At 62.6% G+C, this 15,194-nt stretch carries 16 protein-coding genes and 1 tRNA gene; 7 read left to right on the forward strand and 10 right to left on the reverse strand.

Features of this window, described 5'->3' with window-relative positions:
- Positions 1-44 precede the first annotated feature (44 nt).
- Entirely contained in the window at positions 45-1,034 is a 990-nt protein-coding gene (locus NP945_RS07450; protein WP_256745969.1) for a LysR family transcriptional regulator, read from the forward strand.
- Between the two features lie 130 nt (positions 1,035-1,164).
- Positions 1,165-1,401, forward strand: a complete 237-nt coding sequence (locus NP945_RS07455) for a hypothetical protein (RefSeq protein WP_127266711.1) — start codon at positions 1,165-1,167, stop codon at positions 1,399-1,401.
- A gap of 2 nt (positions 1,402-1,403) precedes the next feature.
- Here NP945_RS07455 and NP945_RS07460 read toward each other — a convergent pair.
- From NP945_RS07460 to NP945_RS07485, 6 genes are all read right to left on the reverse strand, one after another.
- A tRNA-Gly gene (locus NP945_RS07460) sits at positions 1,404-1,477 on the reverse strand.
- Positions 1,478-1,554: 77 nt separating this feature from the next.
- The gene (locus tag NP945_RS07465; protein WP_127330890.1) at positions 1,555-3,468 is read right to left on the reverse strand and encodes an acyltransferase family protein; all 1,914 of its coding nucleotides are present in this window, start codon (positions 3,466-3,468) and stop codon (positions 1,555-1,557) included.
- Positions 3,469-3,664: 196 nt separating this feature from the next.
- Positions 3,665-5,146, reverse strand: a complete 1,482-nt coding sequence (locus tag NP945_RS07470; protein WP_256745970.1) for a hypothetical protein — start codon at positions 5,144-5,146, stop codon at positions 3,665-3,667.
- A 38-nt stretch (positions 5,147-5,184) separates the two neighbouring features.
- On the reverse strand, positions 5,185-5,652 hold the full coding sequence (locus tag NP945_RS07475; RefSeq protein ID WP_256745971.1) for a GtrA family protein: 468 nt from the start codon (positions 5,650-5,652) through the stop codon (positions 5,185-5,187).
- Positions 5,630-6,331 (reverse strand): class I SAM-dependent methyltransferase, encoded by a 702-nt coding sequence (locus NP945_RS07480; RefSeq protein WP_256745972.1) that lies wholly within the window; start codon positions 6,329-6,331, stop codon positions 5,630-5,632. The genes NP945_RS07475 and NP945_RS07480 overlap by 23 nt, the downstream gene beginning before the upstream one ends.
- Positions 6,324-7,313 (reverse strand): glycosyltransferase family 2 protein, encoded by a 990-nt coding sequence (locus NP945_RS07485; protein ID WP_185929007.1) that lies wholly within the window; start codon positions 7,311-7,313, stop codon positions 6,324-6,326. Before NP945_RS07485 ends, NP945_RS07480 begins: the two co-directional genes overlap by 8 nt.
- Positions 7,314-7,586: 273 nt before the next feature.
- Between NP945_RS07485 and NP945_RS07490 the strand changes: the two genes are divergently transcribed.
- Positions 7,587-7,850, forward strand: coding sequence for a DUF6460 domain-containing protein (locus tag NP945_RS07490; protein WP_013533620.1), 264 nt, complete (start codon positions 7,587-7,589; stop codon positions 7,848-7,850).
- Between the two features lie 66 nt (positions 7,851-7,916).
- On the opposite strand, the gene NP945_RS07495 is transcribed toward NP945_RS07490, so the two are convergent.
- On the reverse strand, positions 7,917-8,822 hold the full coding sequence (locus NP945_RS07495) for a histone deacetylase (protein ID WP_256745973.1): 906 nt from the start codon (positions 8,820-8,822) through the stop codon (positions 7,917-7,919).
- A gap of 130 nt (positions 8,823-8,952) precedes the next feature.
- Here NP945_RS07495 and NP945_RS07500 point away from each other — a divergent pair, with 130 nt between their 5' ends.
- A complete protein-coding gene (locus NP945_RS07500) occupies positions 8,953-10,308 on the forward strand; it encodes an MATE family efflux transporter (RefSeq protein ID WP_256745974.1) in 1,356 nt (451 codons plus the stop codon).
- Between the two features lie 273 nt (positions 10,309-10,581).
- Positions 10,582-10,782 carry a hypothetical protein gene (locus tag NP945_RS07505; protein WP_127408637.1) on the forward strand — a complete coding sequence of 67 codons (201 nt, stop codon included), beginning with the start codon at positions 10,582-10,584 and terminating at the stop codon, positions 10,780-10,782.
- A gap of 8 nt (positions 10,783-10,790) precedes the next feature.
- Here NP945_RS07505 and NP945_RS07510 read toward each other — a convergent pair whose 3' ends face one another.
- Together NP945_RS07510 and NP945_RS07515 are read right to left on the reverse strand one after the other, a co-directional pair.
- Positions 10,791-11,867, reverse strand: a complete 1,077-nt coding sequence (locus NP945_RS07510) for a quinone-dependent dihydroorotate dehydrogenase (protein ID WP_256745975.1) — start codon at positions 11,865-11,867, stop codon at positions 10,791-10,793.
- Entirely contained in the window at positions 11,864-12,214 is a 351-nt protein-coding gene (locus NP945_RS07515) for a DUF952 domain-containing protein (protein WP_063173552.1), read from the reverse strand. Before NP945_RS07515 ends, NP945_RS07510 begins: the two co-directional genes overlap by 4 nt.
- Positions 12,215-12,401: 187 nt before the next feature.
- Here NP945_RS07515 and NP945_RS07520 point away from each other — a divergent pair, with 187 nt between their 5' ends.
- Together NP945_RS07520 and NP945_RS07525 are read left to right on the forward strand one after the other, a co-directional pair.
- A complete protein-coding gene (locus NP945_RS07520) occupies positions 12,402-12,818 on the forward strand; it encodes a hypothetical protein (RefSeq protein WP_127266720.1) in 417 nt (138 codons plus the stop codon).
- Between the two features lie 120 nt (positions 12,819-12,938).
- Positions 12,939-13,598 carry a response regulator transcription factor gene (locus NP945_RS07525; protein WP_023813893.1) on the forward strand — a complete coding sequence of 220 codons (660 nt, stop codon included), beginning with the start codon at positions 12,939-12,941 and terminating at the stop codon, positions 13,596-13,598.
- Between the two features lie 32 nt (positions 13,599-13,630).
- Here the strand turns inward: NP945_RS07525 and NP945_RS07530 are convergent, their stop codons facing one another.
- A complete protein-coding gene (locus tag NP945_RS07530) occupies positions 13,631-15,142 on the reverse strand; it encodes an MFS transporter (RefSeq protein WP_256745976.1) in 1,512 nt (503 codons plus the stop codon).
- Positions 15,143-15,194 lie beyond the last annotated feature (52 nt).

A 15,194-nucleotide genomic window follows, 5' to 3' on the forward strand; every position in this document is an offset into this window, starting at 1 on the left:
GACTCCAAGGTCGGCCTTACACGAGCAGAAGGCAGGGAAAAGCGATGGCGCGGCCCGGGAATCCGGCAACAGCTTCAAATGGTTACAGAGAAGCACCGGGCGATGGCGAAACCCTGCTGCGCAGCGGTCTCAGTCTGCGTCACATGCGCATGATCGTCGCGCTCGACGACCATGGCCGGGTCAGCGCGGCAGCCCAGGTTCTGAACATTTCGCAGCCGGCGGCCTCGCGCATGATCGCGGAGATGGAGGCGGTGCTGGAGGTCAAGCTGTGCGAGAGGCTGCCGCGCGGTATCACCTTGACGCCATACGGCAAGGCTTTGGCCAGGCGGGCGCGCTCGATCCTGCTGGAGATGCGCGAGGTCGACCGCGAGATTTCCGAGCTCAAGGCGGGCAAGGGCGGTTCGGTTTTCCTGGGTGCCGTGACCGCGCCGGCAATCGAGCTGGCGGTGCCGGCAATTCGTGAAATCCGCCGCATCTATCCGCGCATCGAGATCACCATGCAGGTCGAGACCTCCAATGTGCTGGCACGCGAGCTGATCGCCACGCGCCATGACTTCATCATCGCGCGCATCCCGGACGACCTCAATCCGCGGCTGTTCGAGTCGCGCGTCATCGGCGTCGAGAAGGCCTGCCTGATCGTGCGCCGGGGCCATCCGCTCACCAAGGGCGAGGCGGTGCGGCTGGAAGAGACCGCCGCCTATGACTGGGTCTTCCAGTCTGGCGGCTCGCCCTTGCGCCAGGCGATGGAGAGCAACTTCCTCAACCGCAACATCGCTTTGCCGGACCGTATCCTGAACACCAGTTCGCTGCTCCTGACCCTGGTCATGGTCGCGCAATCCGATGCCATCGCACCGGTCTCTGTCCAGGTGGCGAAATTCATCCAGAACCCTGACGGGCTGGCCGGCGCCATCGACGTCGTCCAGACCGAATTCGACATCGAGGTCAGGCCCTACAGCCTGATCACGGTCAGGAATCGCGCACTGTCGCCGGCCGCCAAGATGCTGCACGACTTCATTCTGAGGGAAGTGGGATGATGGCTCGCTCGGGTAAGGTTGTCCGGCGAAAGCACCGCCAGGCCGAGGCCGGCGAAAGCGAGCTGGGAACATTATTTCCCGCCGATGCGTTCATGATCTTGCAAGGGGCGATTTCTTCTGGAGGCTGAACATGCGCAGCTTCGAAATCATCGATCTGCTTTGCGTGATCGAGGCCTGCAAGCACGATCGATCGGTCGGGAATTTCGTTTCCATGGCTGAAGGCGTTGAAGAATTGCGGGTGTTGACCGGCGATTTCGTTTCATCGGATGACGTGGCGGCAAACGCCCTCGCAACGGTGGCGCTTGCGCGAGGCTGCTCGGTTGTGTTCGACGAACAGGCAGGCGCGGAAATGGTTCTGACGCCTTAGACTGGAGCGGGTAGAGGGAATCGAACCCTCGCGTTCAGCTTGGGAAGCTGACAAGCTACCATTACATCATACCCGCGTGCGCCCTCGTTACCATGAGGGTTAGCCTTCGGGCAATCGCAAAGCGGTCTGTTCTCACGACGGTCGTGCTGCGGATCACGGCGCGCCCGCGGCCGTGAATTGCCGTTTTGCCTCCGCGACCTCATTGCTGGTGGCGAAGCTTGGCCAGTATTTCGAGATGGCCAGCGTCGCGCCGGCGGAAGAGAAGTGGCCATAGTCGAAGTAGAGAAATTCATTGGTCGTGGCGTCGGCGTATGAACAACCGGCCGAGTCGCACAGATACGTCAGCGGATCTATGAAATCGGCCCCTTTGGTGAACGGCAAAACCCGTGCGTTGATGTCCGGATCCATAGCCATCGGCCAGGATGTGGTTCCGGCATGCTCCCGTCTCACCAAGAAAGCGATCTTCTGGACGTCGGCGATGAATTCCGGAGACTGGCCGACGGTATAGACCTTGACCCCCATCCCGCGAAGCCGATCGATCGTCTTCTGCAGGCCGTCGAAGCCCCTGGCCTGGTAGTCGGTCCATCGGCCGCTCAGGATCACCGCCTGGATGTTGGCGTCGCGAATGATCGACAAGGCCCGTTCGTTGAAGCGGGTGCAGGCGGGCCGAGCATAGGAAAAATAGGTCAGGTCGGGCGGACAGCCGGCATAGGTGTATTGGATGACATTGGCCTGGATTTTCTGGGCGTTGGGCTCAAGTCCCGGAACATAGTGGGCAGCGAAAGAATCGCCCCACAGCAGCACATTGGTGGCAAAGCCCGTTGTCCGGGTGCAGTCGGCAAGGTTCCAGTCTTCGATGCGGGTCCCGTTTTCGTTGAAACAGATGCCGTTGCGCCAGTCGCCGACCCGGATACGTTCTGTCGAGAAATCCGGAAACCGTTGCGGGAAACCGTTGCCCAGTGCGCCGGCCAAACCACCGGCGCACAGCAGCACGATTGCCGTCGCCGAAAAGGCGAAGATGGGCAGCGGGGCGGTATAGGCTCGTTTGTGGCGGAAGGGTTGCTCGACGTATTTCCAGGAGAATGCCGCCAAGGCGAAACTGGCAACCGTCATCGCGATAATCGTTGGCACACCGACAGTCTTCAGGGAGAGATAATGGACGAAGGAGTTGATTGGCCAGTGGACGAGGTAAAGCGAATAGGAAATGAGGCCGACCCAGACCAGCGGCGCCAACCGAAGCACGCGAGTGGCGACAGGTGCCGGCCTGTCGGCGCTATCCTGGCCAGCATAGATCAGCAGAGCTGTTCCGATGCAGGGGAATAGGGCATTGTAGCCGGGAAACGGATCGCTGTCCGAAATCATCACAAAGCCAAATGCAATGAGGGCAAAGCCGGCGAGGCCGATCAGGTCCGCCGCCAGCCGACTGGCTAGGACCGGAGGCTTCCGCAACATCAGCATGGCGCCCAGCGCCAGCTCCCATATGCGCGTCGGCAAGAGATAGAACCCTGCCGTCGGTGCCAGCGAGGTTGCTATGACTGCCAGGGCAAAGCTGCCGATGGCCATCGGCAGAAGTACCGTCAGCCAGCGCTTCGAGACGTATCGGTAGATCAGATAAAGGAGGATCGGCGCGAAGATATAATACTGCTCTTCCACCGAAAGCGACCATGTGTGCAGGAGCGGCCGCAGTTCGGCGTCGATGGAGAAATAGTTCGTCGTTTTCCAGAAATAGATGTTCGACCAGAAGGTCGAGGCGGCGATCACGCTGAGGCTGAATTCGTGGAGATCCGAAGGCAGAAGGATGAACCAGGCGGCAATGCTCGCGAGCAGGATGACGAAGGTCAGCGCCGGCAGGATGCGCCGTGCGCGGCGCCAGTAGAAGCGGCCGATCGAGAATTGGCCCCGCTCAAGATCATCGAGCAGGCTGCCGCTGATCAGATAGCCCGATATGACGAAGAAGATGTCGACACCGGTGAAGCCGCCGGGAATGGCAGACACGCCGAAATGGAAGAGCACGACAGGCAGCACCGCAACGGCCCGCAGACCGTCGATGTCGCGCCGGTAGTTCATCCGGCCGGCCCGCGCGCGACCACCAGGATCCGTGCGGCCGCACCCGACACGCTCATGCGGCGATGTCGTCGATCGTGCTGAAAATCCCGGCTCGTCGATCTCACAGGCTTACCCTCAGGCAGCAATTTTGCTGCGCTGCAACATGGGTGTCAAGGCATATATTGCTGTCGCGAAATTCGCCAGGAACGCACCGGGATCAGGCGCCGGGCAGATAGATTACCGCGTAGTCGTCCGAATAGGCCCGTTTCCAGCCCAACTGGTCGAAGAAGGGAATGCGGCTGTCGTCGGCCGATAGCAGCGCCCAATCTATTGCGTATTTCTTCAGGCGGGCTTCAAGGAGCGGCTTGCCGTCGCCGCGTCCGGTGTCGTTATCGCTCTTTGTGAAACCGCCGAGGAACAGCTGGTCCGTCCGTCCGTCGATATAGGTCTTGAACCCGTGGAAAATCAGCGTGCCGCCGAAATTGTAGGAATTCAGCACGTTGCCGGATAGATGATGGCTTTGCGCGAATGCCAGCGCCCCGCTGGCCGATGTCTTCGGACTTGGCGCTACCTGATAGACGCTGCCGAGCACAGCGACCCCGCCAATCAGCAGAACGGCTGCCGTGCCGCAGATGGCGTAGAACCGCCTGGCTAAGAATCTCTCCAGCCCGTCGCGCTTTTCGGCCAGCCACGCGGTGGCTGAAAGCGAGGGATATTGCTGTGCGACCTCGGCCGCCATCACCAGCGGAATCAGCAGGAAGAACAGGTACATGAAGCGCACATGGGCGAGATAGACATGCAAGGTGAAGACGACGAACAACGCCTTGGCCCAGCCAATTCGCAATCGGGACACCAATAGCCCGAAAAGCGCCAGCAGCATCACCGCTTCCTGGACAGGACTGTCCGGCGGATTGAACGGTTTCCATTCCATGATCAGCGACACTGCCTCATTGCCGTAAGCCACGGCGAGCGTCGCCAGGATGGCCTGGACGCCGTACGGGTGGATCAGGCTGACCAGCGGGCAAAGCAGGCCGAACGCGATCCACTTCGCCAGCAGGGCCGGTTTTGACAGGCCCGTGCGCGCCAGCAGATCGAGACCGGCGAAAGCCGCGATGACGAAGCTCAAGGTGAAGGTGGCGTGCAGGTTCGCCCATAATACGACCAGCACAAGCAGCCACCAGGGCGGCGCCCGTTCTTCCCTCGCCGCACCGAACAGCACCGCCGTCCAGATGACGATGATCGGGAAGGTGAAGACATGCGGACGCGCCGTGAAGATCGGGTTGATCAGGAACACCGCCGCGAAGGCCAGTGTAATCGCCAGGATCGGTTTCAGCCATGCGCTGAGAAACCACCCCATGAGGAAAACCGTCAGGGAGATCGAGGCGATGATCGCGGTGACGACCCCGTTCCAGCCGCCCGCCCGGTAGGCAAGAGCCAGCAGGACCTGCCCCAGCCATTCCTTGGCAATCCAGGGCTGGCCGGCAAACGTGTAGGAGTAAGAATCCACCGTCGGAAATGTCCGGTTTGTCAGGAAATCGAGACCGACTTTCACTTGCCACCAGCTGTCGGGATCCTGCAAGGTGGCGCCTGCTTGGGCAGCCAACGCACCCGCCATCGCCAAGGCCGCGAGCAGGCAGAAGATCAGCCTGTTCCGCTCGTTGTATGTCGCGGCCGCCACACTGGCCTGAGCGTCGTTCATGATGCGCCGCCTCTGATCGGTTCCGGTGACAGTTGGGTTCAAGGTGTTGGACTGGCGGACTGCCGCCGAGGCTTGTCGGCCACCCGAACTGTGCGGTCGGTGCTGTCGTCCCCACGTCCCACAAACACGAAGCGGGCCGAGCCAAGATAGAAAACCACCGAATAGACGCAGATTCCCGCGAGGTGGACCAGCGGGTTTTCGACGATGCCTGCCGAACGGGCGGCGATCACGACGGCCAGATTGATGCTGTAGGCGACCAGAAAGACACCCCCGTAGCGCAGCGCGGTTCCGGGCTGGAAGCCATCGGCTCTGCTGAAGGTCCATTGGCGGTTGAGGAAGAAGCCGAGGACAAGGCCGGCGGCATAACCCGTGGCGTTGGCAAGGATGTCGCCCAGACCGAGCGCAAGCCCGGCCAGGATGACCGCGTATCCCAGCGCCGTGTTCAACAGACCGACGGCGCCAAATCGCAGCATCCTCGGGAAGTCAAACGGCAGGCTTGACCACATGCGCAAAATATTGGGCTCCGACAGGTACCTTGGTGAGGAAGCGCTCGAACGGCCTCAGTCTCGCAAGCATCCGAGGAAAGAAAATCCGGTAGACGATCCTCGTGTTGGCAAGGCCCGCCTCGGCCATGCGCCTGCGCATCTCGCGCGAATTTATCAAAACCGCGTTTTCGTCGAAGGCACAGTTTCTCACCGCGTGCGTGGTCAGCGGGTTCCAGGGATTGTGTTCGAAGACGAAGAAGCTGCCGCCATCGGCCAGCACCCTGCCGATCTCGGCGAACAGCCCGATCTGCAGGTTCTCGGGAATATGGTGGAAGACGCAGGCCGCGAAGGCCAGGTCGAAGCTGCCGTCGGCAAAGGGAATTGTCTTGCCGTCGAAATGCGTGAAGGCGGCCTGGCCGGGAAAGCGCTTGCTGGCGATGTCGAGCGATTCCCGCGAAGGATCGAGCAAGGTGATCTCCGCGTCGGGAAACGCGTTGCGCATATGGCCTAGCGAATTGCCGACGCCGGCGCCGAAATCCAGTATTCGTCGCGGTTCGACACCGGCCCGCCGCAGCGTCGCGGCGACGTCGTCGATCTTGTACCTGGCGAAGAAATCCGGGTTTTCGCCGCTCAGCCTTATGCTTGCGGCATGCTGCTCCTGATATTCCCGCGCAAACCGGTCGAACTCCGCCTCAAGCACGTGCGGCCCTCTTTGCCATCTCCTGCAGGCGATGGACCGGCAATTCGCCGTCCTCCACTGCCTGGCTGCGCGAAACGATCTCGTTGACGAAGTAGAGCGGCCGCCGCTTTGTCTCCATGTACATGCGCCCGAGATACTCGCCGAAGATCCCGAGCACCATAAGCTGGACGCTGCCGAGGATCAGCACGATCGCGGCAAGGCTGGTCCAGCCGGGCAACACGTTTCCGACCGACCATTCGAGCAGCGTGTAGCCGAGCACGACCAGGCCCAGAAGCCCGAACATCATTCCGAGCAGCGAGGCGAACCGCAACGGCACGATGGAGAAGCTGGTCATCGCGTCGACCGCCAGAAGAAGCATTTTCTTCAGCGGATAGTGGGTGGTGCCGGCAAAGCGGCGGTGCCGCTCATAGGGGAAAGCCACCTGTTTCAGCCCGATCCAGCTCACCATGCCGCGAATAAACCTGTAACGCTCTGGCATCGCGTTCAGATGGTCGAGCGCGCGACGGTTCATCAGCCGGAAATCGCCGGTATTGGGGGCTATGTCGACGTCGACCATCCGGCGCAGCAAGCGATAGAACATGGACGCGGAGGCGAGCTTGAACCAGCTTTCGCCATCGCGCGTCAGCCTCTGGCCGTAGACCACATCGAAGCCTTCGTTCATCTTCGTCATCATCGCGCCGAGCAGTTCAGGCGGATCCTGCAGGTCGGCATCGAGAATGAGAATGCGCTGGCCGCGACAGAATTCGAGCCCGGCGCTCAACGCGATCTGGTGGCCGTAATTGCGGGCAAGGTCGATGGCGACGACATGGTCGTCCTTTTCGGCCAGCTGGAGAATGGCCTCGCGCGTGCCGTCGGTCGCGCCATCGATAACAAGGACGATCTCGTAGGAAGGGCCTTGTTCAAGGCATGCGGCCGTTACCCGCCGATGCAGTTCGGCCACGCCATCCAGCTCGTTGTAGCATGGGATGACCACCGACAGCATGACGCCGCGTCGCGCGGTGTTTCTCTCCGTCTCCACCAAAGCCTTGCTCCCGCTATCCGATTGGGAATAGCGGCAATTGGTTAGAAAACAGATAAGCCAGCGGGATCGGTGCGGCAGTAGCCGGCAGTCTGCCATGCGCCTGGGCTCGGCTTGCGGCCACACTATGCTCGGTGTCTCGCTACCCCGCAGAACTCCCGGCTTGAAGCGGACAAGCCAAGTGCGTATGTCTGGCTGACGCCCTCTAGCCTGGGTACCTCAATCTGGAGACGGGCCTTGTCCGCATTGACGCGCTTTCTTGGCGACTCGCCGCTCAAGGTGATCCTGAAACTGCTGGTGGTGTCTTTCCTCGTCGGCCTGGTCATGAACGCCTTCGGCTGGTCGCCGATGGATGTGCTCTACGGCATCCGCAAATTCTTCATGGACCTGTGGAATCTCGGCTTCCACGCCATCGACCGTTTCCTCGGCTATATCCTGCTGGGCGCGGCTATCGTCGTGCCGGCCTTCATCCTGTTGAGGCTCGCCAACTACCGGAAGTAGAGCATGATCCCGAACCGCAGGTCCGCGTCAGCGAACCCTGGCACCCGGTTTTTGGACAAGATCGTACTATCGGGCGTAGCCCGCGGCGACCTCGAACAGGATGGCGTGGCGCGCCGCGAGTGCGGGCACATCAGTTGAATAGCCACCGCCGATGACGCCACACACCGGAACGCCCCGCGTGCGAAAGTGGCTGATCACCATGTCGTCGCGGGCGCGCAGACCGTCATCCGATAGCGACAGCCTGCCAAGCCGGTCCTCGGCATGGACGTCGACGCCGGCATTGTAGAACACGATGTCCCAATGCGCTCGGGTGGACAGTTCCGGCAGGATGGCGGTGAGCCTCTCAATGTAAGCGGCGTCACCCGTGCCGTCGGGCAGCGCGACATCGAGGTCGGAGGCGATCTTGCGCACGGGGTAGTTGCGGTCGCCATGCATGGAAAAGGTGAGCACGCGCGGATCATCAGCGAGAATATCCGCCGTGCCGTCGCCCTGATGCACGTCGAGATCGACGACCAGGATGTTGCGTGCCGCGCCTTCGGCGAGCAGCACCAATGCGGCCACGGCGACATCGTTGAAGGTGCAGAAGCCCGCGCCTTGCGCGCGCCGCGCATGGTGGCTGCCGCCGGCGGTGTTGCAGGCGATACCGTGGCGCAAGGCCAGCCGCGCCGCCAGCACGGTGCCGCCGGTGGCAAGCTGCGCGCGCAGCGAGACGCGGGGTCCGATCGGAAAACCGATCTCGCGCTCGATCTTCTCGGCCACGCGGCAGTTGACGACTTGGTCGACATAGTCCGCCGCATGGGCAAGCTCCAGCCATGACACCGGTGCCGGTTCGGCGGTGCTGAGCGCGTCGGGGCCGGCGAGGCCACGTGAACGCAACGCCTCCATCAGCAGGGGATATTTGCTCATCGGGAAGCGATGGTTGACGGCGAAGCCGGCGTCGTAGTCGGGATGATGGACGATCTGCAGGGGCATGAACTGGATCCGGCGGCTCGCGCCAGGCCGGGGATTCGGTTGGCCGTCACGGGAAGAGTGATTGCGCGGTGGCTGGAAAATGAGGCACATCGGTAGTTCGATCAAGCCGCAATCAGCAAGGCAGCAATCCTTGGACCAGGGTGCAACCCCAGCCGACGCCAGATCCCCAATCAACCCCGGATCATTTGTCGTCACCAATCGCTCCGTGCTCGCCATCGCCGTGCCGATGACGCTTGCCTATCTGACGACGCCGATGCTCGGCCTGGTCGACACGGCTGTCATCGGCCAGTTCGGCGATGCCGCCTTGCTTGGCGGCCTGGCGGCCGGCGCATTGATCTTCGACGTCGTCTTCACCTCTTTCAATTTCCTGCGCTCGGGCACCACCGGGCTCGTCGCACAGGCGTTTGGGCGCGGCGACGCCCTGGAGGAACAGGCGGTGTTCTGGCGCGCCGTGCTGATCGCGGTTATCGCCGGCATCGTGCTCGCTGCCCTTGCGCCGCTGGTCGCCATCGCCGGGCAAAAGTTCATGGGCGCCGAACCGCGCGTCAGCGAGGCGATGGGCGTCTACATCAGGATCAGGCTGCTCGCGGCGCCGTTCTCGCTGATCAACTACGCCATCCTCGGCTATGCGCTGGGGCGCGGCGAGGGCGGGCTTGGGCTGATGCTGCAATTGGTGCTGAACGGCATCAACATCGCGCTCTGCTTCGTGCTTGGGTTGGAACTTGGCTGGGGTGTCGCCGGCGTTGCCTGGGCGACCGTCACCGGTGAGTTCCTGGCCATGCTGCTCGGCCTGGCGATCGTTATCCGCCGGTTCCGGGCCGCCCCATCCTTGCCGCGCCACCGCCTGCTCGACATGGCCGCCTTCCTGCGCATGATGTCGCTCAACCGCGACATCATGATCCGCTCGTTCTCGCTGCTCGCCGCCTTCGCATTGTTCACCCGCCAGGGCGCGCAGTTCGGCACGGTGACGCTGGCCGCCAACGCCGTGCTGATGAACTTCTTCCTCGTCGCCGGCTATTTCCTCGACGGCTTTGCCACCGCCGCCGAACAGCTGGCGGGCCGTGCCGTCGGCGCACGTGCCGCCGCACCGTTCCGCCAGGCCGTGCGGCTGACGCTGTTTTGGGGTTTCGGACTGGCGGGAGCCGCGACGCTGGTAATGCTGTCTGGTGGCGCCAATCTTGTCGCTCTCGTGACGACATCGGAGGAAGTCCGTTCGGTGGCCGACATCTACCTGCCATGGGCGGCATTCACGGCGCTGAGCGGTGTGCTGGCGTTCCAGATGGATGGCGTCTTCATCGGCGCGACCTGGTCCCGCGACATGCGCAACATGATGCTGCTGTCGTTCCTGGTTTTCGCGGCCGCGCTGCTGACCCTTGCGCCCGCCTTCGGCAACAATGGACTGTGGGCGGCGCTGCACGTCTTCCTGCTGGTGCGAGGCTTCAGCCTGCTGACGATCCTGCGGCTCAGGGTGCGGACGGCGTTTTAGACGGTGCCCTCCGGAAGGCCCTGCGCCGTCCAGGCAGCGAACGGCACCTGTTCGCGATAGGAATTTTTTCTTGACTCGGTGATCTCAGCTATGGTACATTTTTGGCCATGGTGCTGATTTGCGCCAGTGACCCGCCGCACAGGCGGGTTTTTCGTTTGATGCTCCGTCAGCCAATGCGCCGGCGAGGCTCCGAAGCAACCCGTTAAACCGAGTTCGTTGCCCTGCTGTGCGGTCGGATGCACTTGCACTTCCAGTCGATTTCCAACAGACTTGATGCACCAATTGTTCCAGGGCGAGCTTATGCGAAGCTACCTGCCATATGTCTTGGGCGCGGCGTTGGGATTGCTCGCTGCGTTCATTCTCTCCGCGGTTTCTGGCATCGGCGGCACCGCGCAATTGCTTCTCTTCGGCGTGTTGCCTGCCATCGGCGGCGCCATTTGCGAGCGGGCCGTCAGTCGCAATCTACGCTCCTGAGAGCAGGCTCAGAGTTGCCTGGACGCCCAGAAGTCGAGGCGGCTGCCGCGCAACTCGCAAATCGACTTCAGCCGTTCCTTTTCGACGAAACGGACCATTCCGGAAAGGATACGGCCTGGCAGTGAAGGCCCGGCATAAATCATGCCGGTGTAGAGCTGGACCAGATCAGCACCCGCACGGATCTTGTCAAGCGCCGTATCGGCGGAATCGACGCCGCCGACGCCGATGATGGCGCGGTCCGGTCCGAGCAGCTTGCGCATCTTCGCCAGCACGATGGTCGAACGCTCGAACAGCGGCTTTCCGGAGAGCCCGCCGGTCTCGCGCGCGGTGTCGCTACTGCGCAATGGCGGTCGGGAAATGGTGGTGTTGGAGACGATGACGCCGTCCACCTGCTTTTCGGTGACCTCGGCGGCGATGTCCTCCAGCTCTGCCTCGACCAGGTCCGGCGCGATCTTCAGGAACACCGGCGGCTGCGCCGTTGCCGCGGCGCGCGCGGCCATGACACGCGACAAGAGTTCGCCAAGCTGCTCGCGCGCCTGCATGTTGCGCAGGCCCGGCGTGTTGGGCGAGGAGATGTTGACGGTGAGATAGCTGGCGTATTGCGCAAACCGGGCGACACCGCGCTCATAGTCGCCGATGCGGTCGCTGCTGTCCTTGTTGGCTCCGATGTTGACACCGACGATGCCGGAGCGCCCCTTGCGTGCGGCAAGGCGTTTTTCGGCCGCTGCATGGCCTTCATTGTTGAAGCCCAATCGGTTGATCACCGCATCGTCGGCAGTCAGCCGGAAGATACGCGGCTTCGGATTGCCGGCCTGCGGCAACGGCGTGATGGTACCGACCTCGGCGAAACCGAAGCCCAGGCCAAGCAACGCGTCCGGAACCTCGGCGTTCTTGTCATAGCCGGCCGCCATGCCGATCGGATTGGGGAAATCGAGGCCGCAGACGCTGACCTTCAGCCGCGCGTCGAGCGTCGTCCGCGCACCGACCGGCAGGCCGCATCGCAGCGCCGCAATCGACATGCCATGCGCGGTTTCCGGATCGAAGGCGAACAGCAGCTTCTGGCCGAGCCGGTCGAGCACGCTCATTGCCCCTCCAGTGCCGGGAACTGGTGCACACCATCGGCGCCAAGCGGCAGTGGCCGGACCCACAGCACGGCCTTGAGGTCCAGCGGGCCATAAAGATGCGGAAACAGCGCGCCGCCGCGCGAGACCTCGTATCTCAGCGCAGCGCCCAGGCCGGCGCCGTCGATGGCGACCAGCAGAAGGTCCGTCTGGCCGGCAAAGTGCTTTGCCGCCGTTTCCCTGACCTGTGCTGCCGTTGAGAAATGGATGAAGCCATCGGCGACATCGATCGGCGCGCCGGTGAAGCGACCATGCGTTTCGGCCTCGCGCCAAGGCGCTTGCGGGGTTATCTTGTAGATAATCTGAGACATGGTTGCGCTATAGAGCAGTTCCAGGAAAAGTGTGAAACGGTTTTCCCGGGAAAAGCGCATAGCGCTTTCCCTTGGGAATTGCGTCAAAAAGATTCCGAACCAGCCATTCGGGAAAGGCCACGCCAAGGGTCTTCCCCATTTCCGGCGCAAACATGCGATATCTGAGGCCTTGGCCATGGAGGACAACATGCGTCTGCAGCACATCTTGATCCCCGCCGCGCTCGTTTCGCTGGTCGCGGCTTCAGCTTATTCGGAAGAGACCGACCGCTACCGCCTGGAAAAGTCCGATAGCGGCTTTGTCCGTATCGATACGCAGACCGGCGCCATGTCGATCTGCGAGGAACGTTCGGGCCAGCTCGTCTGCAAGATGGCGGCCGACGAACGCGCTGCTTTCCAGGACGAGGTCGACCGCCTGCAAACCTCGATGAAGGCGATGGACGAGCGCGTCACCAAGCTCGAGAATTCGCTCTCCGCCCGCCTCGAATCGAAACTGCCGAGCGAGGAGGATTTCAACAAGACCATGAGCTACATGGAGCGCTTCCTGCGCGGCTTCATGGGCATCGTCAAGGATATGGACAAGGACGACGGCGCTCAGAAGACCTGAGCGCTTCAACCAGGGGAGGCGGCGCGCTGGCTTTGCCGCTTGAAAACAGCGCGCAGCCCCTCATAATCGTCCAATTGAACCCGAAAAGCCAAAAATCATCGGGGATTTGGGGAGGGACATTTGCCGGCAGGCTATTCTTTCGTCATCGCCGACGATCACCCGCTGTTTCGCGGTGCGCTGCGCGAAGCGCTCGCCGGCATCGGCAACGTCGCCGCCATCCATGAAGCCGGCGATTTCGAGAGCGCCAAGGCGCTGGTCGTGGCCAACGAGGACGTCGATCTGGTGCTGCTCGACCTGTCGATGCCGGGCGCCAGCGGCCTGTCCGGCCTGGTCTCGCTGCGTGGCATCCATCCGGCGGTGCCGCTGGTCGTGGTGTCGGCGCATGACGATCCGGCGACCATCAGGCGGGCGCTCGATCTCGGCGCTTCCGGCTTCATCTCCAAGTCGGCCAGCATGGAGGAGATCCGCAGCGCCGTGCAATCGGTGCTTGCCGGCGACATCGCAGCACCAGCCGGCGTCGATCTCGGCATCGAGCGCGATCCCGAAATATCGGACCTCATCAAGCGGCTGCAGGCTCTGACGCCGCAGCAGACACGGGTGCTGGGCATGCTGGCCGAGGGCCTGCTCAACAAGCAGATCGCCTATGAACTCGGTGTATCGGAGGCTACCATCAAGGCGCATGTCTCCGCCATCCTGCAGAAGCTCGGCGTCGACAGCCGCACGCAGGCGGTGATCCTGCTGTCCAAGATCGGCAGCGACCCGCTGCAGCCGGCGGGTTGATCGCCAGGGCGCCTGTTCGATCATTGTAGTGTTCAATCAGAGCACTGAACCTCCGTCCGCCGCACCGGCCGGCCGTTGAAGCTTGCGAAACTGATGGCGGCCATGATCCAGACGCCGATCCCGCCATAGAGCATGACCCAGCCAAAGCCGTTGCGCAGCGCATCCTGGGCGACGGTCCCGGCGAGCCCGGAGATGGGGTTTCCAGCAGCGATAGCTTCGGCGAGAAGACGCAATTGGGCAGCGTCGAGGTCGGGCAGCGCATGCCCCAGATGCGCCAGCACACCGCTGGCCAGGATGAAGCCCATCACCGCGATGTTCAGCGCCAATGAAACCATGCGCGCGGTCATGTCGATGCCGGAGGCCATGCCGGCGCGATCGCTCGAAACGGAACCCGTCGTCGTGTTGGTGACAGGTGTGTTGGTTATTCCCAGACCCATCCCCGCGATCAGGCAGCCGGGCAGCATCGTCAGCCAGTCCGGTTGCGCGGCGGCGCTGCCGAGCTTCATCAGGATGAACCCGACGCCGATGATGACGAGGCCCGCCGGAATGATGATGCCGGGCCGATAACGCAGCGAAAAGCGCTCTGCCAACGGCGGCAGCACAAGCGTCGGCAGCGTGTAGGCAAGCAGGGCAAGGCCGGTGGAGACGGTGTCATAGCCGAGCCCGGCGTGGAACCAGATCGGCAGGTAGATCATGAAAGGCCAATAGCTGAGGTTCATCGCGGCAGAGCCGACGATGGCGCCCGAAAAGGGCCGGATCCGGAAGACCGAGAAATCGAACATCGGCCGCTGGCTGACCTTCTCGGCAATGAGGAAGGCGATGAAGCTCACTATCGAGATACCGAGGATCGCCAGCGCGGCAGGGCTGGAGAAACCCAGATCCGGCCCCTGGATGATGTAGAAAACGAGGCAGAAAACCGACGGCGACAGCGTCAGGATGCCTGCTACGTCGAGCTTGCCCGCCTGTGGATCCTTCGATTCGTGGACGCCCATCAGAGCGAGGGCGAACGCCAGCGCCGCAACCGGCACGTGGACAAGAAACACCCATTGCCAGCTCGAGACCGCGACGATGCCGCCGCCGATGATGGGGCCGAAGCCGAGGCCGGTGCCGAAGATGACGCCCCACCAGCCCCATGCGACGGCGCGTTCGCGCCCTTCCCGGAATTCATGCGACAGCACGGCAAGCTGGCAGATCAGCATCGCACCGCCGCTCAGGCCCTGCAGAAACCGGGCGACGATGAGCGTGGAGACGCTTTCGGCGACGCCGCAGATCAGTGATGTCAGGCCGAAGGCGGCGATGGCGACCAGAAAGACACGCTTGCGCCCGTAACGATCGGCGATCGTGCCGACCGCCATCAGCACCGTCGTGACCGCGATCGTATAGGCGTTCATCACCCATTGCAGTTGCTTGAAGTCGGCGTGCAGAACCTGCTCCAGTGTCGGCAGAATCGTGGGAACGCTTGAAATCTCCAGGCCGAACATCAGGCATGCCAGGCAGGCGGCAAACAGAACCACGATGCCTCGGCGGGTCAATACAGTGGGCATGATTCAACCTTTCGAACGTATTTGTCGGCAATCGGCGAATCCATTGCAGCTC

This window comes from Mesorhizobium sp. LMG17149, assembly GCF_024518695.1.
Taxonomy (GTDB): Bacteria; Pseudomonadota; Alphaproteobacteria; order Rhizobiales; family Rhizobiaceae; genus Mesorhizobium.